The sequence below is a fragment of the Falsiroseomonas frigidaquae genome, assembly GCF_012163145.1.
GTDB lineage: Bacteria > Pseudomonadota > Alphaproteobacteria > Acetobacterales > Acetobacteraceae > Falsiroseomonas > Falsiroseomonas frigidaquae.
Genome location: NZ_JAAVTX010000002.1, coordinates 568,276 through 590,986 on the forward strand (window position 1 = coordinate 568,276; position 22,711 = coordinate 590,986).

The 22,711-nt window shown below is 70.7% G+C and carries 22 protein-coding genes; 8 read left to right on the forward strand and 14 right to left on the reverse strand.

From position 1 onward, the window contains the following. Positions 1–39: 39 nt before the first annotated feature. A complete protein-coding gene (locus HB662_RS07115; protein WP_209443145.1) occupies positions 40–978 on the forward strand; it encodes a bile acid:sodium symporter family protein in 939 nt (312 codons plus the stop codon). 68 nt (positions 979–1,046) lie between these two features. After that, positions 1,047–1,472 carry a hypothetical protein gene (locus HB662_RS07120; protein WP_168048627.1) on the forward strand — a complete coding sequence of 142 codons (426 nt, stop codon included), beginning with the start codon at positions 1,047–1,049 and terminating at the stop codon, positions 1,470–1,472. 15 nt (positions 1,473–1,487) lie between these two features. On the opposite strand, the gene metF is transcribed toward HB662_RS07120, so the two are convergent. Continuing rightward, complete coding sequence (gene metF, locus HB662_RS07125) at positions 1,488–2,423, reverse strand: methylenetetrahydrofolate reductase [NAD(P)H] (RefSeq protein ID WP_168048629.1); 936 nt, start codon at positions 2,421–2,423, stop codon at positions 1,488–1,490. Positions 2,424–2,632: 209 nt separating this feature from the next. On the opposite strand from metF, the gene HB662_RS07130 reads away from it, so the two are divergent. From HB662_RS07130 to HB662_RS07140, 3 genes are read left to right on the forward strand one after another with little or no spacing between them, the layout of a single operon-like run. Next, entirely contained in the window at positions 2,633–3,484 is an 852-nt protein-coding gene (locus HB662_RS07130; RefSeq protein WP_245185483.1) for an MlaA family lipoprotein, read from the forward strand. 31 nt (positions 3,485–3,515) lie between these two features. After that, positions 3,516–4,151, forward strand: a complete 636-nt coding sequence (locus tag HB662_RS07135) for an MlaC/ttg2D family ABC transporter substrate-binding protein (protein WP_168048631.1) — start codon at positions 3,516–3,518, stop codon at positions 4,149–4,151. Positions 4,152–4,157: 6 nt separating this feature from the next. Beyond that, the gene (locus HB662_RS07140) at positions 4,158–5,159 is read left to right on the forward strand and encodes an enoyl-CoA hydratase/isomerase family protein (protein ID WP_168048633.1); all 1,002 of its coding nucleotides are present in this window, start codon (positions 4,158–4,160) and stop codon (positions 5,157–5,159) included. Here HB662_RS07140 and HB662_RS07145 read toward each other — a convergent pair. The 3 genes from HB662_RS07145 to HB662_RS07155 form a co-directional block, all read right to left on the reverse strand. After that, positions 5,146–5,988, reverse strand: coding sequence for a GntR family transcriptional regulator (locus tag HB662_RS07145; RefSeq protein WP_245185484.1), 843 nt, complete (start codon positions 5,986–5,988; stop codon positions 5,146–5,148). The two genes, HB662_RS07140 and HB662_RS07145, sit on opposite strands and share 14 nt — an antisense overlap. Before the next feature lie 104 nt (positions 5,989–6,092). After that, positions 6,093–6,488, reverse strand: coding sequence for a hypothetical protein (locus HB662_RS07150; RefSeq protein ID WP_168048635.1), 396 nt, complete (start codon positions 6,486–6,488; stop codon positions 6,093–6,095). 205 nt (positions 6,489–6,693) lie between these two features. Then, a complete protein-coding gene (locus HB662_RS07155) occupies positions 6,694–7,368 on the reverse strand; it encodes an SIMPL domain-containing protein (RefSeq protein ID WP_168048637.1) in 675 nt (224 codons plus the stop codon). Between the two features lie 144 nt (positions 7,369–7,512). Here HB662_RS07155 and HB662_RS07160 point away from each other — a divergent pair, with 144 nt between their 5' ends. Both HB662_RS07160 and HB662_RS07165 read left to right on the forward strand, forming a co-directional pair. Beyond that, complete coding sequence (locus tag HB662_RS07160) at positions 7,513–9,081, forward strand: ABC transporter substrate-binding protein (RefSeq protein WP_168048639.1); 1,569 nt, start codon at positions 7,513–7,515, stop codon at positions 9,079–9,081. 129 nt (positions 9,082–9,210) lie between these two features. Next, positions 9,211–10,626 carry an amidohydrolase family protein gene (locus HB662_RS07165; RefSeq protein WP_168048641.1) on the forward strand — a complete coding sequence of 472 codons (1,416 nt, stop codon included), beginning with the start codon at positions 9,211–9,213 and terminating at the stop codon, positions 10,624–10,626. Here HB662_RS07165 and HB662_RS07170 read toward each other — a convergent pair. The 7 genes from HB662_RS07170 to HB662_RS07200 all read right to left on the reverse strand — a co-directional run bounded on the left by HB662_RS07170 (position 10,623) and on the right by HB662_RS07200 (position 18,334). Continuing rightward, positions 10,623–12,185: a D-aminopeptidase gene (locus HB662_RS07170; RefSeq protein WP_168048643.1), complete on the reverse strand. Its 1,563-nt coding sequence runs from the start codon at positions 12,183–12,185 to the stop codon at positions 10,623–10,625. The two genes, HB662_RS07165 and HB662_RS07170, sit on opposite strands and share 4 nt — an antisense overlap. Further along, positions 12,185–13,096: a DMT family transporter gene (locus tag HB662_RS07175; RefSeq protein WP_168048645.1), complete on the reverse strand. Its 912-nt coding sequence runs from the start codon at positions 13,094–13,096 to the stop codon at positions 12,185–12,187. The genes HB662_RS07170 and HB662_RS07175 overlap by 1 nt, the downstream gene beginning before the upstream one ends. Positions 13,097–13,201: 105 nt before the next feature. Further along, positions 13,202–14,347, reverse strand: a complete 1,146-nt coding sequence (locus HB662_RS07180) for a mandelate racemase/muconate lactonizing enzyme family protein (protein WP_168048647.1) — start codon at positions 14,345–14,347, stop codon at positions 13,202–13,204. Next, the gene (locus tag HB662_RS07185; protein ID WP_168048649.1) at positions 14,344–15,354 is read right to left on the reverse strand and encodes a Bug family tripartite tricarboxylate transporter substrate binding protein; all 1,011 of its coding nucleotides are present in this window, start codon (positions 15,352–15,354) and stop codon (positions 14,344–14,346) included. Before HB662_RS07185 ends, HB662_RS07180 begins: the two co-directional genes overlap by 4 nt. Before the next feature lie 85 nt (positions 15,355–15,439). Further along, a complete protein-coding gene (locus tag HB662_RS07190) occupies positions 15,440–16,834 on the reverse strand; it encodes an amidase family protein (RefSeq protein ID WP_168048652.1) in 1,395 nt (464 codons plus the stop codon). Positions 16,835–16,913: 79 nt separating this feature from the next. Then, positions 16,914–17,690, reverse strand: coding sequence for an enoyl-CoA hydratase/isomerase family protein (locus tag HB662_RS07195; RefSeq protein ID WP_168048654.1), 777 nt, complete (start codon positions 17,688–17,690; stop codon positions 16,914–16,916). Then, positions 17,687–18,334, reverse strand: coding sequence for a 3-oxoacid CoA-transferase subunit B (locus HB662_RS07200; protein ID WP_168048656.1), 648 nt, complete (start codon positions 18,332–18,334; stop codon positions 17,687–17,689). Before HB662_RS07200 ends, HB662_RS07195 begins: the two co-directional genes overlap by 4 nt. 200 nt (positions 18,335–18,534) lie before the next feature. Here HB662_RS07200 and HB662_RS07205 point away from each other — a divergent pair, with 200 nt between their 5' ends. Next, on the forward strand, positions 18,535–18,939 hold the full coding sequence (locus HB662_RS07205; protein ID WP_168048658.1) for a host attachment family protein: 405 nt from the start codon (positions 18,535–18,537) through the stop codon (positions 18,937–18,939). 3 nt (positions 18,940–18,942) lie between these two features. Here the strand turns inward: HB662_RS07205 and HB662_RS07210 are convergent, their stop codons facing one another. From HB662_RS07210 to HB662_RS07220, 3 genes are read right to left on the reverse strand one after another with little or no spacing between them, the layout of a single operon-like run. After that, on the reverse strand, positions 18,943–19,623 hold the full coding sequence (locus HB662_RS07210) for a 3-oxoacid CoA-transferase subunit A (RefSeq protein WP_168048660.1): 681 nt from the start codon (positions 19,621–19,623) through the stop codon (positions 18,943–18,945). Positions 19,624–19,678: 55 nt separating this feature from the next. After that, on the reverse strand, positions 19,679–20,539 hold the full coding sequence (locus tag HB662_RS07215) for a MaoC/PaaZ C-terminal domain-containing protein (protein ID WP_168048662.1): 861 nt from the start codon (positions 20,537–20,539) through the stop codon (positions 19,679–19,681). A gap of 2 nt (positions 20,540–20,541) precedes the next feature. Beyond that, on the reverse strand, positions 20,542–22,620 hold the full coding sequence (locus tag HB662_RS07220) for an acetate--CoA ligase family protein (RefSeq protein ID WP_245185485.1): 2,079 nt from the start codon (positions 22,618–22,620) through the stop codon (positions 20,542–20,544). Positions 22,621–22,711: the final 91 nt, after the last annotated feature.

Genomic DNA, 22,711 nt, shown 5'->3' on the forward strand with positions numbered 1-22,711 from the left:
ACCTCGCCCGCTTCCCGTCCCTGAGCCATTGGGTTCCCCTTGGTCCGTTTTCTCGAATGGTCCGCCCGCCATGGCGGTGCCCTGCTGGGCTATGGCGTATTCCTCGGCGTGCTGCTGCCGCCGCTGGCGGCCGCCACGCGGGATGTGGTGACGCCCGTCGTTGCCTGCCTGATGACATTGGTGTTGCTGCGGGTCGATTTCGGCCAGGTGCTGGGTTACCTGCGCCGGCCGCTGCTGGTCGCGGCGCTGCTGGCCTGGGTGCTGCTGGCCTGCCCGCTGATCGTCTTCGCCCTGGTCCGGCTGCTGGGGCTGGAGGGGCCGCTCGGCGGTGCTGTGGTCATCATGGCCACCGGCTGCGCCGCCACATCCTCCCCGGCCTTCGCGCGGATGGTGGGGCTGGATGGGGAGATTTCCCTGGTCGTCGCGGTGCTGTCCACGCTGCTGATCCCCTTCACCGCGCCGCCCCTGGCGCTGGGGTTGATGGGGATCGACCTGGCGATTTCCCTCACCGGGCTGATGGGGCGGCTGGCGCTGGTGGTGGGGCTGCCGCTGGTGATCTCCCTGGTAATCCGGCGGCTGGCAGGGCCGGCGCGGCTGACGACCTATGGCCGCAGCGTCGACGGCGCCGTGGTGCTGCTGGTGGTGCTGTACGGCTTCGGCGTGATGGATGGGCTGCAGGCGGCGATCCTGGCCGATCCGCTCTGGGTCGCGGGCGGGGTGGCGCTGGCCTTCCTGGGCAATTTCGGGCTCAACCTGCTGACGGCGCTGGCCTTCCTGAAGCCGGCCGGGCCGCGCATCGCGCTGTCCGCGGGGCTGCTTTCCGGCAACCGCAACATGGCACTGTACCTGGCGGTGCTGCCGGCGGCGACGGATGCGCGCATCCTGATGTTCTTCGCGCTGTGCCAGTTCCCGCTGTTCCTGTCCCCCGTGCTGCTGCGCCCGGTCTATGACCGGCTGCGGGCGCGGCTCATCAGCTGACGAAACCCCTTGCCGCGCGGCGATTCGCGCCCTGCTATGGCGCGACGTCCCAATAAGGAAGCGGCTGCATGGCCTGGCCCGACCCGCAACGCCCTGGAGAACCCGCAGACCCGTCCCGCCCCTGGCACTGGGTGGCGCGGGTGGAGGATCGTGGCCGGGCGCCGCTGCCCATCGGCTGGAACGGCGCGCTGCGGCAATGGATGGTGTGGGACGGCAGCGCCGTGACGGCGGAGGAGGCGGCGCGCCGCTTCGCCTATCTCGGCCCCTGCCTGACGCCGGCGGAGACGGAACAGGCCCTGGCCACCGCGCTGCCCGCCGAACCACGGGCGCCGGAGGAACCGCGCGGCCTGGCGGCGCTGGCGGCTTCCGCGACCCCGCCGCCGCCGCCCGCCATGGTCTATCGTCGCGACGCGGTGCGGAACCACCTGCTGATCTTCGCCGGCACGCTGTTCGGCACGCTGTTCCTCGCCGAATGGATCATCGGCGTCAGGTAGCGCCCCGGGCGGCCATCAGGCTGCCTTTTGCGGCCGCGCGCCCAGCAGATGGGCGATGGCGTAGGTCAGGTCGGCGCGGTTCAGCGTGTAGAAGTGGAACTCGTCCACGCCATTGGCCTGCAGCAGCCGCACCTGTTCGGCGGCGACCACGGCGGCGACCATGCGGCGCGTATCCGCGTCCTCCTCCAGCCCCTCGAACAGCTTGCCCATCCAGGCGGGGACCGAGGCGCCGCACATCGCCGAGAATTTCTTCACCTGCGTGAAATTCGATACCGGCAGAATGCCCGGCACGATCGGCACGGTGATGCCGGCGGCGGCGCAACGGTCGATGAAGCGGAGATAGACATCGGTGTCGAAGAAATACTGGGTGATCGCCCGGGTCGCCCCGGCATCGATCTTCCGCTTCAGGAAATCCAGATCCATGTCGGCGGAGGCGGCGGCGGGATGCATCTCGGGATAGGCGCCGACCGAGATGTCAAAATCGCCGATCCGGCGCAGCCCGCGCACCAGGTCCTCCGCCTGGGCGTAGCCGCCCGGATGCGGGGTGTACTGGCTGGCGCCGGCCGGCGGGTCGCCGCGCAGCGCCACGATGTGGCGGACGCCGGCCGCCATGTAGTCGCGCGCCACCTCATCCACCTCCTCCTGCGTCGCGCCGACGCAGGTCAGGTGCGCGGCGGGGGTGAGGGAGGTTTCCTTCGCCAGCCGCGCCACCGTCTCATGCGTGCGGGTCCGCGTGGTGCCGCCGGCGCCATAGGTGACGGAGACGAAACGCGGCCCCAGCGGCTCCAGCCGCCGGATCGCGGCCCAGAGCGCGGTCTCCAGCGCCTCGTTCTTCGGCGGGAAGAACTCGAAGGACAGCTTCGGTGGCGGCATCTCGGTGGGCACCGGCAGGCTGGCAACGCGCGGGCCGGTCAACCAACGCTGCAGGGTGCCGGGAAGGGCCATGTCCATCGGGCGGGTTCTCTCGCGGATTCTCGGGGGGGCAGGCGTCACCGGGTGGATCACACCTTCCGGGCCCTGGATGTCTCTGAGCGTAACTTCATCGGCACCACCGTTTCGCTGGTGCCTTGCCAAGCATATAAGGGTGGTATCGCGCCCCAGGAAGTCCCGGGTCGCGATGGCTGGGCTGCGCCCGGCTGCCCGCTTCCGGAGGTCACCCGTTGATCCGCATCTGCAATGCCGTCGCATCTGGCATCCCCCAGGCCAGCATCCATCAGCGCCGCAACCGGACCAGCCGCATCCTGCCATTCCTGGCGCTTGCCGCCGCCCTGGGGCTGGGCGCCTGCGCCACCCGGCCCGATCCGGCGAACCCAGAGGCGGTGGCCGAGTTCCGCGCCAACAACGACCCGCTGGAGCCGCTGAACCGCGGCGCCTACTTCGTGCATGACGGGATCGACACGCTGGTGCTGCGCCCGGCAGCGGAGATCTATCGCGTCTTCCTGCCGCCCGAGGTCCGCACCGCCATCCGCAACATCCTGGCCAATCTCCGCACGCCGGTGATCCTGGCCAATGACCTGATGCAGGGCGAGACCCAGCGCGCCGCCACCACCACCGGCCGCTTCCTGGTGAACACCACGGTCGGCATCGGCGGCATCTTCGACCGCGCGACCGATTTCGGCCTGATCGGCCACACCGAGGATTTCGGCCAGACCCTGGCGGTCTGGGGCGCCCCCGAGGGGCCCTACCTGTTCATTCCGGTGCTCGGCCCGTCCAGCCCGCGGGACGTGGTGGGCTTCGCCGGCGACGTGGCGCTGAGCCCCTTCACCTATACCGGCGGCGGCGAGACCTGGGACGCGATCAACATCACCCGCACCGGCACCACCGCCGTCTCCACGCGCGAAAGCCTGATTGAACCGATCGACCAGGTGCGCGCTACTTCGCTCGACCCCTACGCCACCATCCGCAGCGCCTATCGCCAGCGCCGGGTCGTGGAAATCCGCAATCAGGTGACAGGGGCCGCAGCGACCTCCGACTCCGGCCTCGGCTCCGGCATTCAGGGCATGCGGCGCTGAGCGCGGCGGCCCGAGAAGGACAGCATTCCCCATGACAGCAAGCAATCTCGCCCGCCGCCCCCTGCTGGTTGGTGCACTCGGCCTGCTCGGCCTCAGCGGCGCCGCCCGGGCGCAGCAGATGGATATCGGCCGCGCCTCCGCCTTCATCGAGGGCACCGGCCGTGATCTGGTCGCCGCCATCAACGCCGATGGGCCGGTGCCGCAGCGGCGGGACCGCGTCGGCGCCATCCTGCGCCGCGCCGTGGATGTGGAGGGCGTCGGCCGCTTCATCCTCGGCCGCTGGTGGCGCACCGCCAGCCCGCAGCAGCAGCAGGAATACCTGCGGCTGTTCGAGGAGGTGCTGATCCGCAACCTGTCCTCCCGCTTCGGCGAGTACCAGGGCCTGACCTTCACCCTGGGCCGCAGCCAGGCGCGGACCGAGGAGGACGTGCTGGTCTCCACCATCGTCGAGCGCGCCGGCAGCCCGGCCTTCGGGCTGGACTGGCGGGTGGCGGAAGTGGGCGGCCAGCCCAAGGTGGTGGACGTGATCGCCGAGGGCACCAGCCTGCGGCTGACCACGCGCAGCGAATACAGCAGCGTCATCACCCGCAGCGGCAATGACGTGCAGGCCCTGCTGACCGCCATGCGCCGCCAGATCACCCAACTCGCCGCCCGCGAAGGCACCTGACCGACGATGACAGACGCCGAGCCGACCGTCCTCCTCCGGCAGGAGGGGGCGGCCGGCACCCTCCTGCTCAACCGCCCACGGGCCTTGAACGCCCTCGACCTGCCGATGATCGTGCAGCTCGACGCCGCCATCGGCCGGCTGCGGGATGACCCGGCAGTGCGGCTGGTGCTGCTGGAAGGTGCCGGCGGCAAGGCCTTCTGCGCCGGCGGCGACGTGCGGCGGGTGCGGGAGCAGGCGCTCGCCGGCGATGCCGCCGGGGTGCGCGCCTTCTTCGCCAGCGAATACGCCGTCAACGCCGCCATCGCGACGTTCAGCAAGCCCTGGATCAGCCTGATCGACGGCGTCTGCATGGGCGGCGGCATCGGCCTGTCCGTGCATGGCAGCCACCGCGTGGTGACGGAACACGCGCTGATCGCCATGCCGGAGACGGCGATCGCGCTGTTCCCGGATGTCGGCACCTCCTACGTCCTGCCGCGGCTGCCCGGCGCATTGGGCAAGTGGCTGGCCCTGACCGGCGCCAGGCTGCGCGGGGCGGAGGCGGTGGAAGCCGGCCTCGCCACGCATTTCGTGACCCGGGACCGGCTGCCGGCGCTGCGCGCGGCGCTGCTGGAGGGCGACGCCGCCGCGGTGGAGCGATTCGCCGGCGCCGTGCCGCCCGGGGCCATCGCCGCGCAGCGCCCGGCCATCGACCGCTGCTTCGGACACGCCACGCTGGCGGAAATCCAGGCGGCGCTGGCGGCCGAGGGCACCGACTGGGCCCGCGCCCAATCCGCGATCCTCGCCCGGATGTCGCCCACCAGCCTGGCGGTCACGCTGGAATTGCTGCACCGCGGCGCCACGCGCGACCTGGCCGGCTGCCTGGCGATGGAGCTCGCACTGACCGCGCATGTCACCAGCCACCCCGATTTCGCCGAGGGCGTCCGCGCCGTGCTGGTGGACAAGGACAATGCGCCGCGTTGGGCGCCGGTGGCGGATGTGGCGGGCTTCTTCGAGCCTATCGCAGCTTGACGTCGATGCGGACCGTATCGCCTCGATAGAGGCCGTTCGCCACCAGCAGCAGCCGGCCCTTCGCGTCCAGCGCCACCCGGTGGACATGCGCGATCGGCGCGTTCAGCGGCAGGTGCAGGGCGGCGGCGGTTTCCACATCGGCGCTGCCGATGGTCAGGGTCTGGCGGGCGCCCGCGATCTTCACGCCGGGGATGCTGGCCACCAGGCGCAACGCCGTCTTGGTCACCAGGTCTTCCGGCGTGACCTTCGGCGACAGGCTCTCATCCAGCCAGACATCGGCCAGCAGGAAAGGCTGGCTGTCCCGCCAATGCCGGCGCTTCAGGCGGCGGTACAGCGGCGCGGGTTCGCCGATGCAGGGCGGCAGGCTGGCGCCATCCTGGCCCGGCGTATCGGCGAGGATCTCGATTCGCGCGCCTTCCCGCGACCGCAGCAGGCCGGTCCAGTCCGTCTCCACGTCGCACCACAGGCGCTGCGGCGGCGTGGCGCTGACGAAGGTGCCCTTGGCGCGGAAGCGCTCGATCAGCCCCTGCTCGGCCAGCTGGTCCAGCGCCTGGCGGATGGTGGCCCGCGCCACGCCGCATTCGGCGGCGAGTTCATCGACGGTCGGGATCTGCGTACCCGGCAGCCAGACGCCCTTCTCCACCCGGTGCCGGAACAGCGTGGCGAGTTGCAGGTAGCGGGCGACGGCGCTTCGGTTGAGGTCGGGCCGGTTGGCGTCGGGCTTGTTGGCGTCGGGCTTGTTGGCGTCCGGCGCAACACCGGCCGGCCGGACGGAAGGCCCGGAAGGCAGCGTCATTGCCTGGCCGGTCTGGCTGCTGCTGTGGGTCATGCGATATCCGGTCGGATGCGCCGGCCTGGGCGCACGCAGCGGATTCTACAGCAGCCGCCCCGCGGAGGGAAATGTCAGCCGCGGCATCTCGCAGCGGCGCCGGTTCAGGCGCCTGCCCGCATCACCTTCGGAATTTCCTCGCGGAACCGGAAGCGCAGCGCGGACCAGGTATCGTCCAGCGCCACCTGCGTCACCGGCAGCAGGCCCTCGGTGGTCAGCGGGTCCCAGCCATGATCGCGATCGAGGTCGGACCGAACCGGGCCCGACTTCTTCGGATAGGCGAACCACAGGCGGGCGCCGATGCCATAGAGATTGAGCGCGCGCGGCGCGATGGCGCGCAGCGCCACCTTGTCCGCGGCGAAGGCGAGGATCAGGTCGGCCGCAGCGGTCGCCCCGTTCGGCAGGCCGAAGGTCATCCCCGGAGGGTTGCCCATAACAGCGCAGGCCATGCCCGGGCGATAGCCAAGCTTGCGCGCTACCTCCCCGATTACGACACCCATTCGAATAGTTTCCGTCATGGAGTTGCCACCATTCGAGGGGTCTAGCGCATAAGTCGCCGGGGCGCAGCCATTCAATCGGCAGGGCCGCCCTGCGTTTTTGGTCGATCCGCGCCGCTTCGGCGTATACTCGTTGCGGCCGGATCGATTTTTGCGCCACTTCCTTCCAGACGCGGCTACGCGGGGGGGGCAGAAGCGGCGCGGAGGGTCAGCGCGGCCGCAGCACCGCCACCGCCTCCACCGTCGCCGAAACCACGGCATCCTCCGCCACCGCGACCGGCGCGGGGCCGGAGGTGCGCGCCGCCATCATCATCGGCCGTGGGCCGCGCTCCGGCACATCGATCCGCACCTCCCGCAGCCCCACCAGTTCCATGCCGAGCTGGCCGGCCACGGTGGCGGCGCGGCGGCGCAGCGATTCAAGGGCGAGGCGGGAGGCTTCCTCCCGCGCCAGCCGCGCCGTCTCCCGCGTCAGCTGCCAGTCGAGCGAGGCCATGGCGAGGCCCTGGCCCTGCAGCGCGCCGGCCAGCTCCAGCAAGGCGGGCGCGGCCTGGCCGCGCAGCGTCACGGTCTGGCTGGCCTGCCAGCTGCGGGCCTCCTCCACCCGCGCGGTCCAGTAGCCGCCGGTCGAGACCTGCACGCCTTCCACCGCACGGGCGCGCTCGACGGCGGCGGTGATGCTGCGATTCACCGCCTCCTGCGCCGCGGCGGCGGTGCCGGCGCGGGATTCGGCACGCAGCACGGCCACCACCTCATCTGGTGCGCGGGTCACTTCCGCCGTCTCGGCGATGTGCAGCACGGTTTCCGCCAGGCCGGCGGGCTGCGCCAGCGCGGGAGGCGCCAGCAGCACGGCGGTCAGGGCCAGGGCACGGATGGGATGCAGCATACGGATCACTCCTCAAGGCGCCGCAAGCCTTGCTGATTCCTGCGGCGGGATCACGGCGAATCAGGGACCAGAACCAGGGGAAGGTCATTGACGGCCCTGCCGGGCGGACGGACGCTGGCGTATCCAGAACGGAGCCTCCCCGCCATGAATCGCCTTGCCCTTGCCGCCCTTCTTGGCGGTCTTGCCCTGGCCGGACCGGCGGCGGCGAAGCCGTTCACCTGGTCCTACAACGCGGATGTGCTGACGCTGGATCCGCACTCCTCCAACAACACCTTCACCAATACCTTCATGGGCAATGTCTATGAGGCGCTGGTGCGGCACAACGACCGCATCGAGATCGAGCCCGCCTTGGCCGAAAGCTGGGAACGCACCAGCCCCACCGTCTGGCGCTTCAACCTGCGTCGCGGCGTGGTGTTCCACAATGGCGAGAGCTTCGACGCCGACGACGTGCTGTTCACCTGGGGGAGGGTGAACGGCCCCGGGTCGCTGGCCCGCGGCCTGCTCGGCGCGATCAAGGAGGTGCGCAAGCTCGACAGCCACACGATCGAGATCGAGACGCACCGCCCCTTCCCCATCCTGCTCGCCTCCATCACCCAGTTCTTCATGATGGATGAGGGGTGGTCGCGGGCGAACAATGCCGAGAACGCGGCCAACCTGTCCTCGCAGCAGGAATCCGGCGCGACGCGCACCGCCAATGGCACCGGCCCCTTCCGCATCGTGGACCGCCGGCCGGATGAACGCACGGTGCTGGAGCCCCATGCGCGCTGGTGGGACACGCCTGTGCACAACCTAACTCGAGTGAACTTCCAGCCGATCCGCAGCGCCGCCACCCGCACCGCCAGCCTGCTGTCGGGCGCCATCGATGCCAGCGTGGAGGTGCCGCTGCAGGACATCCCCCGCCTGCTGCAGGACCAGCGGGTGCAGGTGATCGAGGGGCCGGAGCTGCGCACCATCTATCTCGGCTTCGACCATGAGCGGGACGAGCTGCTGTATTCCGACGTGCGCGGCCAGAACCCCTTCCGCGACCGCCGGGTGCGGGAGGCGATCTACCGCGCCATCGACGTGACCGCGCTGCGGCGGACGGTGATGCGGGAGAAGGCCTGGATCGCCGGCATGATGGTCAGCCCCTTCCTGACCGGCGCGCCGGCCGACCTGAACGACCGCCTGCCCTATGATCCGGAGGCGTCGAAGCGCCTGCTGGCGGAGGCCGGCTTCCCGAACGGCTTCAGCGTCGGCATCGTCTGCCCGAACGACCGCTACGTGAATGACGAGCGCATCTGCCAGGCGGTGGCCGCCATGCTGTCCCGCGTCGGCATCCGGCTGCAGCTGCAGTCGGAACCCACCAATATTTGGTCCCGCCGCACGGCGACGCGCGACTTCTCCATGTACATGCTGGGCCATGCCGGCCTGCCACTGGCGGATGCCTATTCCACGCTGAACGAGGTGCTGCGCACCAATACCCGCACCACCGGCGGGCTGAACTATGGCCGCTGGTCCAATGCGGCATTCGACGCGCTGGTGTCCCAGGCGGCGGAAGCGGCGGATGAGACCAGCCGCCGCGCGCTGATCCGCCAGGCGCTGCAGATCGAGCGATCCGAGATCGCCCATGTCCCGCTGTTCCAGCAGCCCATCGCCTGGGCGTCCCGGCGCGGGATCGACCTGCGCCAGGCACCGGACAACCGGCTGCGGCTGTGGCTGGTGAAGGCGGATTGATGGTTCTCCCTCTCCCTCCCCCAGGGAGAGGGCCGGGGTGAGGGTGTCGGCACCAGCCGCCCCTGCCCCCCTTGCCCAACCCTCTCCCCCCGTCGGTGGGAGGAGCTTTATCTGCGCTCAGGAATCACCATGACCGATCTTCTCATCCGCGGCGGCGTCGTCATCACCATGGACCCGGCGCGCCGCGTGCTGCCGGATGGCGCCGTCGCCATCAAGGATGGCCGCATCCTCGCCGTCGGCCCGACCGATGAGGTGGAGGCAGCCCACCCCCATGCGAAGCAGGTGATCGAGGCGCGCGGCCGCGCCATCCTGCCGGGGCTGATCGACGGCCATGCCCATGCCGGCCATGGGCTGGTGAAGACCATGGGCAACAATGACAGCGCCGCCTGGATGGAGGCCTGCCGGGTGATCTACACCCTCGCCTCCCCGCCCAGCTTCTGGCGGGCGGAGGCGAAGCTCGCGGCCCATGAGCGGCTGCGCTTCGGCGTCACCACCGGCGTCTCCCTGCTCGGCGGCGGCGACAGCATCGGGCGGGTGGATGATACCGCCTTCACCGATGCGCATGCCGAGGCGACGGAGGAAGTCGGCATCCGCAGCCTGCTGGTGCTCGGCCCGACCCGCCCGCCCTTCCCGCGCCCCTATGTCGGGCCGGATGGCGTCGAGCGTCCGGTCAGCTTCGAACAGCAGCTGGAGGTCATCACCGCCGGCGTCGAGAAGTGGCACAACAAGGGCCGCGTGAAGGTGGCGACCCTGATGCCGGTGTACCGGGAGGCGAAGCACGACCCGGCGAAGGTCAAGGAAATCGAGCGCCAGGGGCATCTGGTGCGCGAGGCCGGCCGGTCCTGCGGCGCGCCCTTCCACCAGGACGGCCATCGCGGCGGCAGCATCGAGATGGCGGACCGCATGTTCGGCCTGCTCGGCCCCGATGCCTGGCTCAGCCACTGCACCGAGCTGACGGATGCGGATATCGACACGCTGGTGCGGACGGGCACCTCCGTGGTGCACAACCCCTCCGCCATCGCCGCCGTGCGTGGCTATTGCCCGGCGCCGAAGATGATCGAGGCGGGCGTCACGGTGATGATCGGCAGCGATGCCACGGCGCCCGACCGCTCGGGCGACATGTTCCGCCACATGTTCCAGTGCATCCGCTACCACCAGCGCCACTTCCGCGACGAGACGATGATGCCGCCGGGCAAGGCGCTGGAGATGGTGACCATCGACGCCGCGCGCGGCCTCGGCCTGGGGCATGAGATCGGCAGCCTGGAGGTCGGCAAGAAGGCGGATGTGATCACCGTCGATCTCTCCGCGCCGCATATGGTGCCGGCCAATATGCCGGTGGCGCGCGTGGTCTACTTCGCCAATGGGCAGGACGTGCTGGATGTGGTGGTGGATGGCCAGGTGCTGATGCGCGACCGGGTGTGCCCGCATCTGGACGCGACCGAGATCGCGACGGCGGCGTGGCGGGAGACGGATGCGATGCTGGATCGCGCCAAGCTGCGCCACATGGTGGTGGAGAATCCGGGCTGGGGCCAGGTGCGGCGCTAAAGCCGCGCGTAGTCCAGCCCGCGCGCCAGCCAGCAGCCAACCGTGACGCCCGCCACCACCCCGGCGGCGTCGCGGCGGAAGGCGAGCGTCCAGTCGCCCGGCGGCGTGTGGTCCAGGGCGCGCCAGCAGGGCAGCGCCCAGAGGTCGGGGCCGATCGGCTCCAGCAGCTCCATCCGCCCCTGGCCGAGGAAGCCGCCGAAGCCGCCGTAAGCGACGCCGCCGGCCTCCGTCACCAGCAGATCGGCGTCCAGCTCCGCGCAGCGGTAGCGGCCGGCGATGCCGGGACGCGCTTCAACGGCGCGCGCCTCGCCGCGGCAGGGCGTGAGCAGGCTCGACTGGTTCTCCTGCGGCCGGTCCATCACCAGGCCCTGCGGCGTCGGGCGCAGGCGGGTGCGGCCATTGCCGGCGCTGCCATCGGCGCCCAGTTCCAGCCGCTCCGCCCCATGGCCGAAGCGCAGCCGCAGCGCGCCGGGCGCTGCCTGGTCGATCCGCACCGCCAGGCCGGTCTCCGGCTCCACATAGGCGCCGAGCCAATCCGGCGCCGGCAGCCCGGCATCCGGCTGCGGCGGCTGCGCGCCGAGCAATGCCGCCAGTGCCTCCGTCGCCGCGGCGTTGGCGTCGGACAGATGGTTGAACATCACCACCACGGAGATGCGGTGCGCGGGCGCATAAAGCCGGTGGCTGCGCCAGCCGCGCAGCGCGCCGCCATGGCCGAGGACCGGCGTGCCGAAAGCCTCGCCCCGGCCGAGGCCGAAGCCATAGGGCGCCGCGGCGCCATCGGCGAATTCCACCGGCGCGGCGAGGCGGGCGTGCAGCGATTGCGGATCGTCGCGCGTGGCGTCGATGTGGCGCTCCCAGGCGATCATGTCGTCCAGGCTGGCGCCGAGTCCGGCATCGCCCGTCCAGATCACCCGGTTCACGGCCGCGCGGAAGCCGGCGGCTTGCGTGCCCTCATAGCCTTCGGTGCCATCTGGCATGGCGCGGGTCTCGGCGGCAAGGAAGGCGGTTTCCATGCCGGTGCGGTCGAAGATGCGCGTGCGCAGCAGGTCGGCGAAGCTCTCGCCCGAGACGTCCTGCAGCGCGTCCGAGATCAGCCGGAAATTCTGGTTGCAGTAGGCATACCGGGTGCCGGGGGCAAATTGCAGGCTGGCGGTGCCGGCGATGACGCGGGCGGATTCCACATCGCCGAAGGCCGATTCCGCCGGCGCGCCATGCAGCATGGCCACCGCCCAATAGTCGCGCAGGCCGGACTGGTTGTGCGCCAGGTGCCGCGTCTGCGGCGCCGCGTCGCCCAGCAGCGGCAGGCGGGCGCGGATGGCGGCATCCAGCCTCTCCGGCGCGCCGACCGCTTCCAGCATGGCGCCGCAGGTGAATTGCTTGGTGATCGAGCACATGCGGAACAGGGTGCGCGGCGTGAAGGGAATGCGGCGCTCGGCATTCGCATAGCCCCAGGCGTGGCGCGCGAGCACCGCACCCTTCCGCAGCACGGCGATGGCGCCGCCGGGGCCGGGGTAGCGGCGCGGCAGGTCGCGCAGGACCTGGTCGAGGCGATCGGACATCAGCGGCTTCCCCACAGCACCAGCACCACGCCGGACACCACCACCAGCGCGCCGACCACATCCGCGCGCTTGGCCTTCTCCCGCAGATAGAAGCGGCTGAAGACCAGGGTGAACAGGATCTCCACCTGCCCCACCGCGCGCACCAGCGCGACGGGGGCCAGCGCGAAGGCGGAGAACCAGCAGGCGGAGCCGAGCGCCGAGAGCGCGCCGACCTGCGCACTGTCCCGCCAGGTGGCGAAGACGGCGCGGAACTGCGTCGGCTCCTTCCACGCCAGGTAGCTGCCCTGCATCAGCGTCTGCAGCGCATTAGTGATCACCAGGATCAGCAGCGCCTTGAAGATCAGGTCGGAGCCGGGCATCGCCTGGTTCGCCATCTTGATCAGCACGCCGGTGACGCCGAAGCAGAAGCCGGCGCCGATGCCGCACAGCGCCGCCGGCTGCGTCACGCCGCGCAGCAGCTCCGCCGGGCTGGTGCCGCGCCCGGCGAGCGACAGGTACAGCACGCCGCCAACGCCGACCGCGATGCCGAGCCAGGAGAACAGCGAGAGGTGTTCATCCAGCAGCAGCGTCGCGACGATGGCCGCCTGCATCGCCTCGGTCTTGGAATAGGCGGTGCCGACGGCGAAGTTGCGGTGCCCGAAGGCCATGATGAGCAGGTTGGTGCCGAGGATCTGCCCGAAGCCGCCGATGGCACACAGCGCCAGCACCGGCCAGGTCAGCGGCGGCAGCGCGCCGCCGAAGATCGCGGCATAGAGCCCGAGGATCAGCAGACCCACCGGCACGCCGTACAGGTAGCGTACCACCCCCGCCGCATTGACGGAGAGCTGCCCGCGCAGCTTTTGCTGCTGCGCGGTGCGCCAGCACTGGAACAGCGCCGCGGAGACGGTGAAGCCGATCCAGCCGGGTATCATGCCGGCGGCCGCTTGCAGACCTGCCGTCGGACTGCCTTCGCGGTCGCACCGGCTGGCGGCGGGCGCTGATCAGTCCATGCAGCCGGTGCCATCATGCGATGGTTATCAGCCCAGCCGCGGGTCCAGCCAAGGGCGGTCCATGCGTTTCCAGGCGGGAAAATCGCCCGGGTTCAGCGCGATACCCAGCCCCGCCGCCTGCGAAAGCGGCGCGGTGCCCTGGACGAAGCGCAGGCTCCCGCCCTGCACGATGTCGAAGAACGCCTCCGTCTCCCCGTACTGCACCTCCAGCACCAGGAAGTTCGGGATGCTGGCGCAGAGATGCACGGAATGGGCGTGGCAGACCGGGCCTGTGGGATTGTGCGGCGCGATCTCCACGCCCGCCGTCTGGGCCAGGGCGGCAATTCGCAAGATCTCCTCCAGGCCGCCAGCGTGCTTCGCATCCGGCATCAGCACGTCGTAGCAGCCGGCCTCCACCAGCGGGCGATAGGCGGCCAGGCCGGAGAGGCTCTCCGCACCTGCCAGCCGCATGCCGCGCGCATTGGCCAAGCCGCGCAGGCGGGTGATCTCGCGGTGATTGGCCTCCGCCACCGGGCATTCCAGCCAGAACAGGTTTTCGGCGGATACATCGCGAATCAGTTGCGCGGCGCCGCCGGGCGAGAAGCGCCAATGCGCGTCCACCATAAGGTCCACATCCGGGCCGATGGCGGCGCGCACGGCGGCAATTCGAAAAAGGCCTTCGGCATAGGCAGCGCGGTTGGCGGGGGTGCGGCCATCCTCCCAGACCATCGGCTCGAAGGGCGCCAGCTTCACGCCGGTGAATCCCTCCGCCACTGCGCGCCTGGCGGCCTGAGCAAAACCTTCCGGCGTGCGCGGATTGGCACCGCGGTTGATGTTGGCATAGAGCCGCACCGTCTCCTGCACCGCGCCGCCGAGCAGCCGGTGCAGCGGTTCCCCGTTCCGCTGCGCCGCCAGGTCGCACAGCGCCTGGTCCAGCGCGGAGATCGCGGTATGCGTCACCAGCCCGCCCGGCGCATGCGGCAGCAGGCGGGCGATGCGGTTGCGGTCGCGCGCATCGGCGCCGCGCCAATTCGCCTCCAGCCGCGACACCTCTGCGGCCATCAGCGGCTCATGGTTCCCCAGCGTGCATTCGCCGAGCCCCACCAGCCCATCCTCCGTGCGCACCTCGACGAAGCACCAATTGGTCTTTGGCGTGACGTTGAAGCCCCGGAAGGCGATGCTCTCGATCTTCATGTGATGCGGATATTCGCGCGGGCGGCCAGGTCCTTCCACTTGGCGATGTCGCTGCGCACGCGCGCCGCCAGCACATCCGGCCCGCTGGTGACGACCTGCCCGCCGATCAGCTTCACCCGTTCGATCACATCCGGCATGCGGCCGATACGCTGCAAGGCCGGCACCAGGCGATCCGCCACCTGCGAAGGCAGGCCGGGCGGGCCGAACAGCGCGTTCCAGGCGATCGTCTCGAAGCCCTCCAGGCCGGATTCATGCAGCGTCGGCACATCCGGCGTATCCGCCCAGCGCGCCATGCTGGTGACCGCCAGCAGCTTCACATCGCCGCGGCGGACGAAGGGCATGATGTTGACCATGTTGGCGATCAGGAAGGGCGTGTCGCCGCTGATCACGCCCTGGCCCATCTGCGAGGCGCCGCGATAGGGGATGTGCTCCATCCGCACGCCCGCCATCATGCAGAACAGCTCGGCGGAGAGATGCGCGGAGGAACCGACGCCGCCGCTGCCGTAATTGTAATGGCCCGCCGGCTGCGCCTTGATCGCGGCGATCAGCCCGGCGACATCGGCCACCGGGAAGATGCGCGGATTGACCACCAGCGCGTTCGGCCCGGTCACCAGCAGGGAGATCGGCACGAAGTCCTTCTCCAGGTCATAGGGCAGGTCCGGATAGATCGCCGCGTTGATGCCGTTGGACCCGGCATTGCCGAGCAGCAGCGTGCTGCCGTCCGGTGCCGTGCGGAAGGCATGCTCCACCCCGACGCGCCCGCCGGCGCCCGGCCGGTTGTCCACCACGAAGGGCTGGCCGAGCGCCTGGTCCAGATAGGGGGCGAAAAGCCGGATGGTGGTGTCGTTGCCGCCGCCCGGCGCGCCAGGCTCGACGATGCGAACCGGGCGGCTGGGCCAGGTTGCGGCGCCGGACTGGGTGCCGGACTGGGCGCCGGCGGTGCCGGCGGCAAGGCCGGCGAATGGCGCGGCCAGCGCCGTGGCCAGCAGGGTGCGACGTTGCGGCATGGGTTGTTCTTTCTTCGGACGTTGCTCCGGCCGCATCATGGCGCGGCCGGTTGACGAAGAACAACCCGGCCCGGGCCGCCCTGGATCAGCCCGGGTCCACCGGGCTGGCCGGCACGCCCGCGGCCTCGATCACCTCGGCGGCGGCGAACAGCACATCCTCCCGGTACCGCCCGGCCAGAAGCTGCGCGCCCACCGGCACGCGGCCGACCAGCCCGGTGGTCACCACCAGCCCGGGCAGGCCCATCAGCGGCAGGCCCACCTGGGTGAGCTGCGCCTCCATCACCTGCCGGAACCGCTCCGGGCTTTTCACGTCGTCCTGGTCCGGGAAGGGCAGCTCCGCCGAGACGGGGGTGATGGCCAGCGGGTATCGCTCGAAGAAGGCCATCCAGGCGCGGACGAAGCCGGCGCGCTTCTGCAGGCCATCCATGAAGGCGTTGAGGTCCGGCTCCGGGCACAGCGCCTCCATCTGGGCGAAGACGAAGCTGGCGTCGGGGTCGGCTTCCTGGTGCAGGCTGGCATTCAGGCCGCGGCGGCTCTCGGCCAGCCACAGCATGGCCTGGATCGCGGCGGGCTCGCGCAGCGGCGGGCATTCCACCTCCTCCACCACCCAGCCATCCGCCTCCAGCCGCCGCGCCGCATCGCGCAGCGCCGCTTCCACCTCCGGCACCGTCGGCATGCCTTCGGGGCGGATGCAGAGCGCGGCGCGCTTTTCGACCGGCGGGCCGGCATGGGCGGCATCCACCCACCAGGGATCGCGCACATCCCGCGCGCTCATCGCCGCGAAGGACAGGCGCAGATCGCCGATGGTCCGCGCGATGGGGCCGGAGACGGCCATCACCTGCCCGCCCACATGCCGCTCCGCCCCCGAGGCGTTCCAGGCCGGAATCCGCCCGAGCGTCGGCCGCAGCCCATGCACGCCGCAGGCATAGGCCGGGTAGCGGATGGAGCCGCCGATATCCGTGCCGTGCCCGACCGCGCCGATGCCCGCCGCCACGCCGGCCGCCGCCCCGCCGGAGGACCCGCCCGGGGTGATGCCCGCATCGCGCGGATTCTTCGTGTGCCCGTGAATCCCGTTGCGGCAGAACCAGCGCAGGCTGAAGGCCGGCGTGTTGGTCCGCCCCAGCAGCACCGCGCCCGCCTTGCGGAAATTGGCGACCACCGGGTTGTCCTGCTGCGCCACCAGGTCCTTCTGCAGCCGCAGGCCATTGGTGGTGGCGTAGCCGGTCTGGTCCACATTGACCTTGATGGTCACCGGCACGCCGGCCATCAGGCCCGGATCCTCGCCACGGCCCAGCGCGGCGTCGATCACGGCGGCCTGCGCCAGCACATCCTCCGGCCGATGGTCCACCACCGCGTTGATGGCGGGGTTCACCGCATCCAGCCGGGCCAGCGCATCGCGCGCCACCTCCGTCGCACTCACCTCGCGGCTTCGCACGAGTGCGGCGATTTCGGTGGCTGGCAGGCGCCAATACTCGGTCATGTCGCGGCTTCCCCTTGCATCCGCCGCGAGACTCAAGGCCGCGGCACCGCCGCGAGGCTGCGTCGCAAGGGGAAAACGGTCAACCGCCGCCGAACACCGGCTCCCGCTTCGCCATGAAGGCCGCGCGGCCTTCCGCGTGATCGGCCGAGAGGAAGCACATGGTCTGCCAGTCCCGCTCCCGCTCCAGCGCCGCATCCAGCCCCTCGGCCAGCATGCGCTTGGTCAGCGCGATCGGCAGCGCGGCCTGGGCGGCGAGGCCCTGCGCCACGAGCTGCGCGGCCGCCAGGGCCGTGCCCTTCGGCACCACGCGATCGACCAACCCGATCCGCTCCGCCGCCTCCGCCCCCATCGGCTCCGCGTAGAACAGCACCTGCCGCGCCCGCGCCACGCCGATCCGCGCCGGCAGGGTGAAGGGCAGGCCGAGATCGGCCATCAGCCCCACCTTGTTGAAGCCCGCCATGAAGCGCGCCTCCGCCGAGGCCACGATGGTGTCGCTGGCACAGGCGACGGAAAGCCCGGCACCGACGCACCAACCCTCCACCGCGGCGACGATCGGCAGCCGTCCGCCGACCATCAGGCGGATGATGCGATGCGTGCGCCGCATCCTCTCCCGCCCCTGCTCCGCATCCCGCACATCCATGCCGGAAATGTCGCCGCCCGAGCAGAAGGTGCCGCCCGCGCCGGTGATGACCACGGCGCGCACGCCGGCATCGCCCTGCGCCGCCTCCAGCGCTTCGAACAGCTGCTCCCGCAACGGAACCGACAGCGCATTGCGCCGCGCCGGGTAGTCCAGCGTCAGCGTCAGCACGCCGCCATCCTGCGCCTGCGCCACGCGCATCACCGGGGCGTCGCTCATGCGTCGGTGTGCAGCACGGCGCCGGTCTGCGCCTGCAGCTCCGCGAAGGACAGGCCCTCCGCCAGGATCTCCCGCAGCACGAAGCCACGGCCCTGCACCACATCCACCACCGCGAGGTTGGTGTAGATGCGCTGCACCGCGCCCGGCGCCGTCAGCGGGTAGCCGCACTTCTCCACCAGCTTCGGCCGGCCATCCTTGGTCGTGTGGTCCATCACCACCCACAACCGCTTGGCGCCGGCGGCCAGGTCCATCGCGCCACCGACCGCCGGCGCGCTGTCATTCTCGCTCGTTGCCCAATTGGCGATGTCGCCATTCTCCGCGACCTCAAAGGCGCCCAGCACGCACAGGTCGATATGCCCGCCGCGGATCATCCCGAAGCTGTCGGCGTGGTGGAAGAAGCTGCCGCCCGGCCGCAGCGTCACCTGCTGCTTGCCCGCATTCACCAGCCAGGCATTGCCCTTCCCGGCCTCCGGCGCCGGACCCATCCCCAAAATGCCGTTCTCGGAATGCAGGATCACCTCGCGCTCCACCGGCACATGATCCGCCACCATGGTGGGGATGCCGATCCCGAGATTGACGAACCAACCCTCGGGGATGTCCTGCGCCACCCGCGCCGCCATGCCCTGCCGCGTCACACCCGCCATTCGCGTCGTCTCCTGCCGCTTCATGCCCGACCAGCCCGGCTCGCGCCGGTCATCCCTGGCCTGAGCTTATCGCCGCTGCTGGGACGGGGCCAGGGAGCCAATCGGCCGCCCTGGCGTTGACCTCGCGGGGCGCCCCTTTCCCGGCCGGCATCAGGCCGGCGGATCGTCGAGCGGCGCCGGCCAGACCCCAGGAGTTTCCCATGCAGCTTCCGAACAATGCCTATGTCGCCGTCGTCGATGGCGAGAAGCTCCAACTGTTCCGCAACGATGGCGACGCCGGTTCGCTGCAATTGGCCGAGATGCAGCCGCCTGCGGTCGATTCCGACAACAAGGGCGCCGGCGGCCGCCATGCCAGCAGCTCCGCCAACCCCGATGACAGCCAGCAGGATGAGGATGGCCACGCGGCCGGTGTCGCCGCGATGCTGAACCAGCAGGTGATGGCCGGCCATATCGAGAGCCTGGTCATCATCGCCGCCCCGCGCACGCTCGGCGAGCTGCGCAAGCACTACCACAAGACCCTGTCGGCGAAGCTGCTCGGGGAGATCGCCAAGGACCTCACCGGGCATTCCATGAAGGACGTCGAGGCGACCGTCGCAGCGAACTGAGCCTCAGGCCCAGGGCGCGCCGCGGGCAACCTCGACAACGCGCTGGACGAAGATGCCCGGCGTATGGACATGGTCGGGCGCGATCTGCCCCAGGTCCAGGATGTGATGGGTCTGCGCCACCGTCAGGGTGGCGGCCATCGCCATCACCGGGTTGAAGTTCCGGCCCGATTCCCGGTAGGTCAGATTGCCCCAGCGATCGGCCTGCCAGGCCTCGACCAGCGCGACATCGCCCGGCAGCGCGTGTTCCAGGATGTGCTCGCGGCCGTTGAAGACGCGGCTTTCCTTGCCCTGGGCGAGCTTGGTGCCGGCGCCGGTCGGGGTGAAGAAGGCCGGGATGCCGGCGCCGGCGGCGCGCATGCGCTCTGCCAGCGTGCCCTGCGGCACGATCTCCAGCTCCAGCTTGCCGGCGCGGTACAGCTCCTCGAACACCGTCGAGCCGGCGGAGCGGGGGAAGGAGCAGATGATCTTCCGCACGCGGCCTTCCATCATCAGCCGCGCCAGGCCGACCTTGCCGGCACCGGCATTGTTGGCGACCACGACCAGGTCGCGCGCGCCCTGCTCCAGCAGGCCCTCGATGAGCTCATCGGGCTGGCCGACGGCGCCGAAGCCGCCCATCAGCACCGTGGCGCCGTCCTTCACGCCTTCCAGCGATTCGGCGATCGACTGGACGATCTTGTTGATCATATCCGCCCTCAATTCCTGTGGGTCTGGTAGCTGCTTGGCGCGGGAGCGTCCAGATTCAGCGGGTGCGGAAGGCGCCGTGGCTGATGACGGTAATGTCGCGCTCCACGACCCTGGCGCGGAAGGCGGCGCCTTCCGGGGTGCGCCAGATTTCGGTGCGGATGGTCTCGCCCGGGAAGACCGGGGCGGAGAAGCGGCATTCCATGCGGCCGAAGCGGTTCGGGTCATGGTCGCAGATGCTAGCGAGCAGCGCGCGGCCGACCACGCCGAAGGTGCCGAGGCCGTGCAGGATCGGGCGCGGGAAGCCGGCTTTGGCGGCGAGCGCCGGGTCGCTGTGCAGCGGGTTGTGGTCGCCGTTCAGGCGGTAGATCAGCGCCATCTCGGGGCGTGTCGGCAGGTCCAGCGTGATCTCCGGCGCACTGCCGGGTTCAGCCGCCAGGCGCTTCACCGGCCCGTCCGGCCCGCCGAAGCCGCCATCGCCACGCAGGAAGGTGGTGTTCTCCACCGTGGCGAGCTTCTGGCCCGTCGCCTCGTCCAGGATGTCGCGCGCGGTGTAGAGCAGCGCGCCCTTGCCGGCACCGCGGTCCACCAGGCCGGTGACGCGGGATCTTCCAACGATCGTGCCGCTGGTCGGCAGCGGCGCGAACAGTTCCACCGCCTGCTCGCCGGCCACCAGCTTCACCGCGTCCACGCCGGTGGCCGGGTCGGCCAGCCAGAAGCCGGGATAGCCGAGCACCACCGCCATGGTCGGCAGCGCGCGCATGTCGGCGCCCTCCGTCACGTAGCGCAGCGCCGCGCTGTCCATCGGGTCCTGCCCGACGCCGAGCGAGAGCGCGTAGAGCGCAGAATCCTGCCAGCGAAGCGCCTGGCGGATTTCCGGGATCGGGAAGCTCAGCAGGGTCTGGTAATCGATCGGCATGGTCAGTCCGTGAGCTCGAGGACCGCGTCGGCGGCGAAGGCGCCCTGGCCCGCGGGCAGCACCAGCAGCGGGTTGATTTCCGCCGAGGCCAGGCGCGGCCCCGCCGCCGCGCCGAAGCGGGACAGGGCGACGAGGGCCTGCGCGAGTGCGGGAATATCCGCCTTGGGTTTGCCGCGCGCCCCATCCAGCAGCGGGAAGCCGCGCAGCGACCGGATCATCGCCTCCGCCTGCGCCACATCGACGGGGCAGCGCCGGAAGGCGACATCCGCGAAAATCTCGATGAAGACGCCGCCGAGGCCCACCATCGCCATCGGCCCGAAGACCGGGTCGCGTACCACGCCAAGCGCGATTTCCGTGCCGCCCACCACCTGCTTCGCGATCAGCACGCCATCGATCCGCGCGGTGGGCGCATGGGCCCGGGCGCGCTGCTTCAGCAGCGCGAAACCTTCGCGCACCGCGGCGGCGTGGCCGAGGTTCAGCAGCACGCCGCCGATCTCGGATTTGTGCAGGATGTCGGGCGACAGGATCTTCGCCACCACCGGGTAGCCGATGGCATCCGCGGCGTTCACCGCATCTTCCGCGCTCTGGCAGGCTGCTTCCGGCACCATGGGGATGCCGGCGGCTTCCAGGATGCGCTTGGCATCGGCCTCATTCGGCGCGATGGCGGGCAGCGGGATTTCCGGCAGGATCTCGGCGGGCGAGGGCGTTTCGGCGAAAGCCTCGCCGAAGCGGCCCATGGCGGCGAGTGCGACCACGGCGCGGGAGGGATCCTCCATGCAGAGGAAGCCATCCGCCTCCCACTCCCGCACCCGTTCCACCGGGGCGAGGATGGACAGCAGGAAGATGCGGTCGGGGTGCGCGTCCAGCACCTTCTTCAGCTCAGCCCGCAGCCGCGGCGCCATGGAGGGGCTGGCCCCCCATTGGGTGAAGAAGGCGATGACGCTGGCATAGCCGCCATCGGTGACCATCGACTCCGCGAAGGCGCCGATCACGCTCATGTCGTTGAAGGCCTGCGCCGTGCAGTCCACCGGATTGAGCGGCGAGGAGAAGGGCACCAGTTCCTTCAGTTTCGCCTGGGCCGCCTCCGGCATCGGCGGCATCGGCAGGCCGGCCGCCTCCGCCGCATCGGACATCAGCACGCCCGCGCCGCCGGAAATGGTGACCACGCCGAGCGAGTTGCGGGCCGGAAAGATGCCGCGCTGGGCGACGTAGCAGACGTCCAGCAATTCTTCCGTGGTGCGGGCGCGGTGCACGCCGAACTCGGCCAGCACCGCATCCATCACCCGGTCATCGCCGGCGATCGAGGCGGTGTGGGATTGCGCCGCCGCCTGGCCGAGCTTGCTGCGCCCGACCTTCATCATCACCACCGGCTTCTTCGCCGCGCGGGCGGCTTCGAGCGCCGCGACGAAGCGCGGGCCGTTCTGGATGCCCTCGGCATAGGCGGCGATGACCTGCACCTCCTCGCTTTCCGCCATCCAGCCGATGATGTCGGACAGGCCGAGATCGGCCTCGTTGCCCGTGGTCACCAGCACCGGGGTGGCGATGCCGCGGTCGCGCGCAGCGGCGAAGAGATGGCTGCCATAGGCACCGGACTGGCTGGCGATGCCGACCCCGCCCATGCCGGGCAGCGCCTGGCGGGGCCAGCCATTCTCGAAGCTGGCGGAGAAAATGGGAAAATAGCCCAGCGTGGCGTTGAACAGGCCGAGGCAGTTCGGCCCGAGCAGCCGCATGCCGGATGGCCGCGCCGCCTCCAGCAGCCTGGCCTGCATGGCGGCTCCCGCCTCCCCGGTCTCGGCGAAGCCGGCGGTGAAGACGATGGCCGCGCCGCAGCCGCGCGCGCCGAGATCGGCCACCGCCTGGATCGCCGCCTCGCCGGGAATCGCCACGATCGCGGCGTCCGGCGCCTCGGGCAGGCTGGCGACATTGGCGAAGGCCGGCACGCCCTGCACCGTCGCGCGATTCGGGTTCACCGGCATCAAGGCGCCCGCGAAACCCTGGGAGAGCATATAGGCCAGTGGCCGCCCGCCGATGCGGGTGGCGTCGTCGGAGGCACCGACCACGGCGACGGAACGCGGCCGCAACAGCCGATCAAGATCCCGGAATGCCAGCGACGCCTCCCCCATGCAGCCGGCGGCAAATTGCGGGAGGCGTGCAGGCGGGGCAAGTCCCGCC

Coding starts and splice junctions, on each gene's coding strand:
- HB662_RS07120 (WP_168048627.1), top strand. CDS start 1,047: ATGGCCTGGCCCGACCCGCAACGCCCTGGAGAACCCGCAGACCCGTCC.
- metF (WP_168048629.1), bottom strand. CDS start 2,423: ATGGACATGGCCCTTCCCGGCACCCTGCAGCGTTGGTTGACCGGCCCG.
- HB662_RS07135 (WP_168048631.1), top strand. CDS start 3,516: ATGACAGCAAGCAATCTCGCCCGCCGCCCCCTGCTGGTTGGTGCACTC.
- HB662_RS07140 (WP_168048633.1), top strand. CDS start 4,158: ATGACAGACGCCGAGCCGACCGTCCTCCTCCGGCAGGAGGGGGCGGCC.
- HB662_RS07145 (WP_245185484.1), bottom strand. CDS start 5,988: ATGACCCACAGCAGCAGCCAGACCGGCCAGGCAATGACGCTGCCTTCC.
- HB662_RS07150 (WP_168048635.1), bottom strand. CDS start 6,488: ATGGGTGTCGTAATCGGGGAGGTAGCGCGCAAGCTTGGCTATCGCCCG.
- HB662_RS07155 (WP_168048637.1), bottom strand. CDS start 7,368: ATGCTGCATCCCATCCGTGCCCTGGCCCTGACCGCCGTGCTGCTGGCG.
- HB662_RS07160 (WP_168048639.1), top strand. CDS start 7,513: ATGAATCGCCTTGCCCTTGCCGCCCTTCTTGGCGGTCTTGCCCTGGCC.
- HB662_RS07165 (WP_168048641.1), top strand. CDS start 9,211: ATGACCGATCTTCTCATCCGCGGCGGCGTCGTCATCACCATGGACCCG.
- HB662_RS07170 (WP_168048643.1), bottom strand. CDS start 12,185: ATGTCCGATCGCCTCGACCAGGTCCTGCGCGACCTGCCGCGCCGCTAC.
- HB662_RS07175 (WP_168048645.1), bottom strand. CDS start 13,096: ATGATACCCGGCTGGATCGGCTTCACCGTCTCCGCGGCGCTGTTCCAG.
- HB662_RS07180 (WP_168048647.1), bottom strand. CDS start 14,347: ATGAAGATCGAGAGCATCGCCTTCCGGGGCTTCAACGTCACGCCAAAG.
- HB662_RS07185 (WP_168048649.1), bottom strand. CDS start 15,354: ATGCCGCAACGTCGCACCCTGCTGGCCACGGCGCTGGCCGCGCCATTC.
- HB662_RS07190 (WP_168048652.1), bottom strand. CDS start 16,834: ATGACCGAGTATTGGCGCCTGCCAGCCACCGAAATCGCCGCACTCGTG.
- HB662_RS07195 (WP_168048654.1), bottom strand. CDS start 17,690: ATGAGCGACGCCCCGGTGATGCGCGTGGCGCAGGCGCAGGATGGCGGC.
- HB662_RS07200 (WP_168048656.1), bottom strand. CDS start 18,334: ATGGCGGGTGTGACGCGGCAGGGCATGGCGGCGCGGGTGGCGCAGGAC.
- HB662_RS07205 (WP_168048658.1), top strand. CDS start 18,535: ATGCAGCTTCCGAACAATGCCTATGTCGCCGTCGTCGATGGCGAGAAG.
- HB662_RS07210 (WP_168048660.1), bottom strand. CDS start 19,623: ATGATCAACAAGATCGTCCAGTCGATCGCCGAATCGCTGGAAGGCGTG.
- HB662_RS07215 (WP_168048662.1), bottom strand. CDS start 20,539: ATGCCGATCGATTACCAGACCCTGCTGAGCTTCCCGATCCCGGAAATC.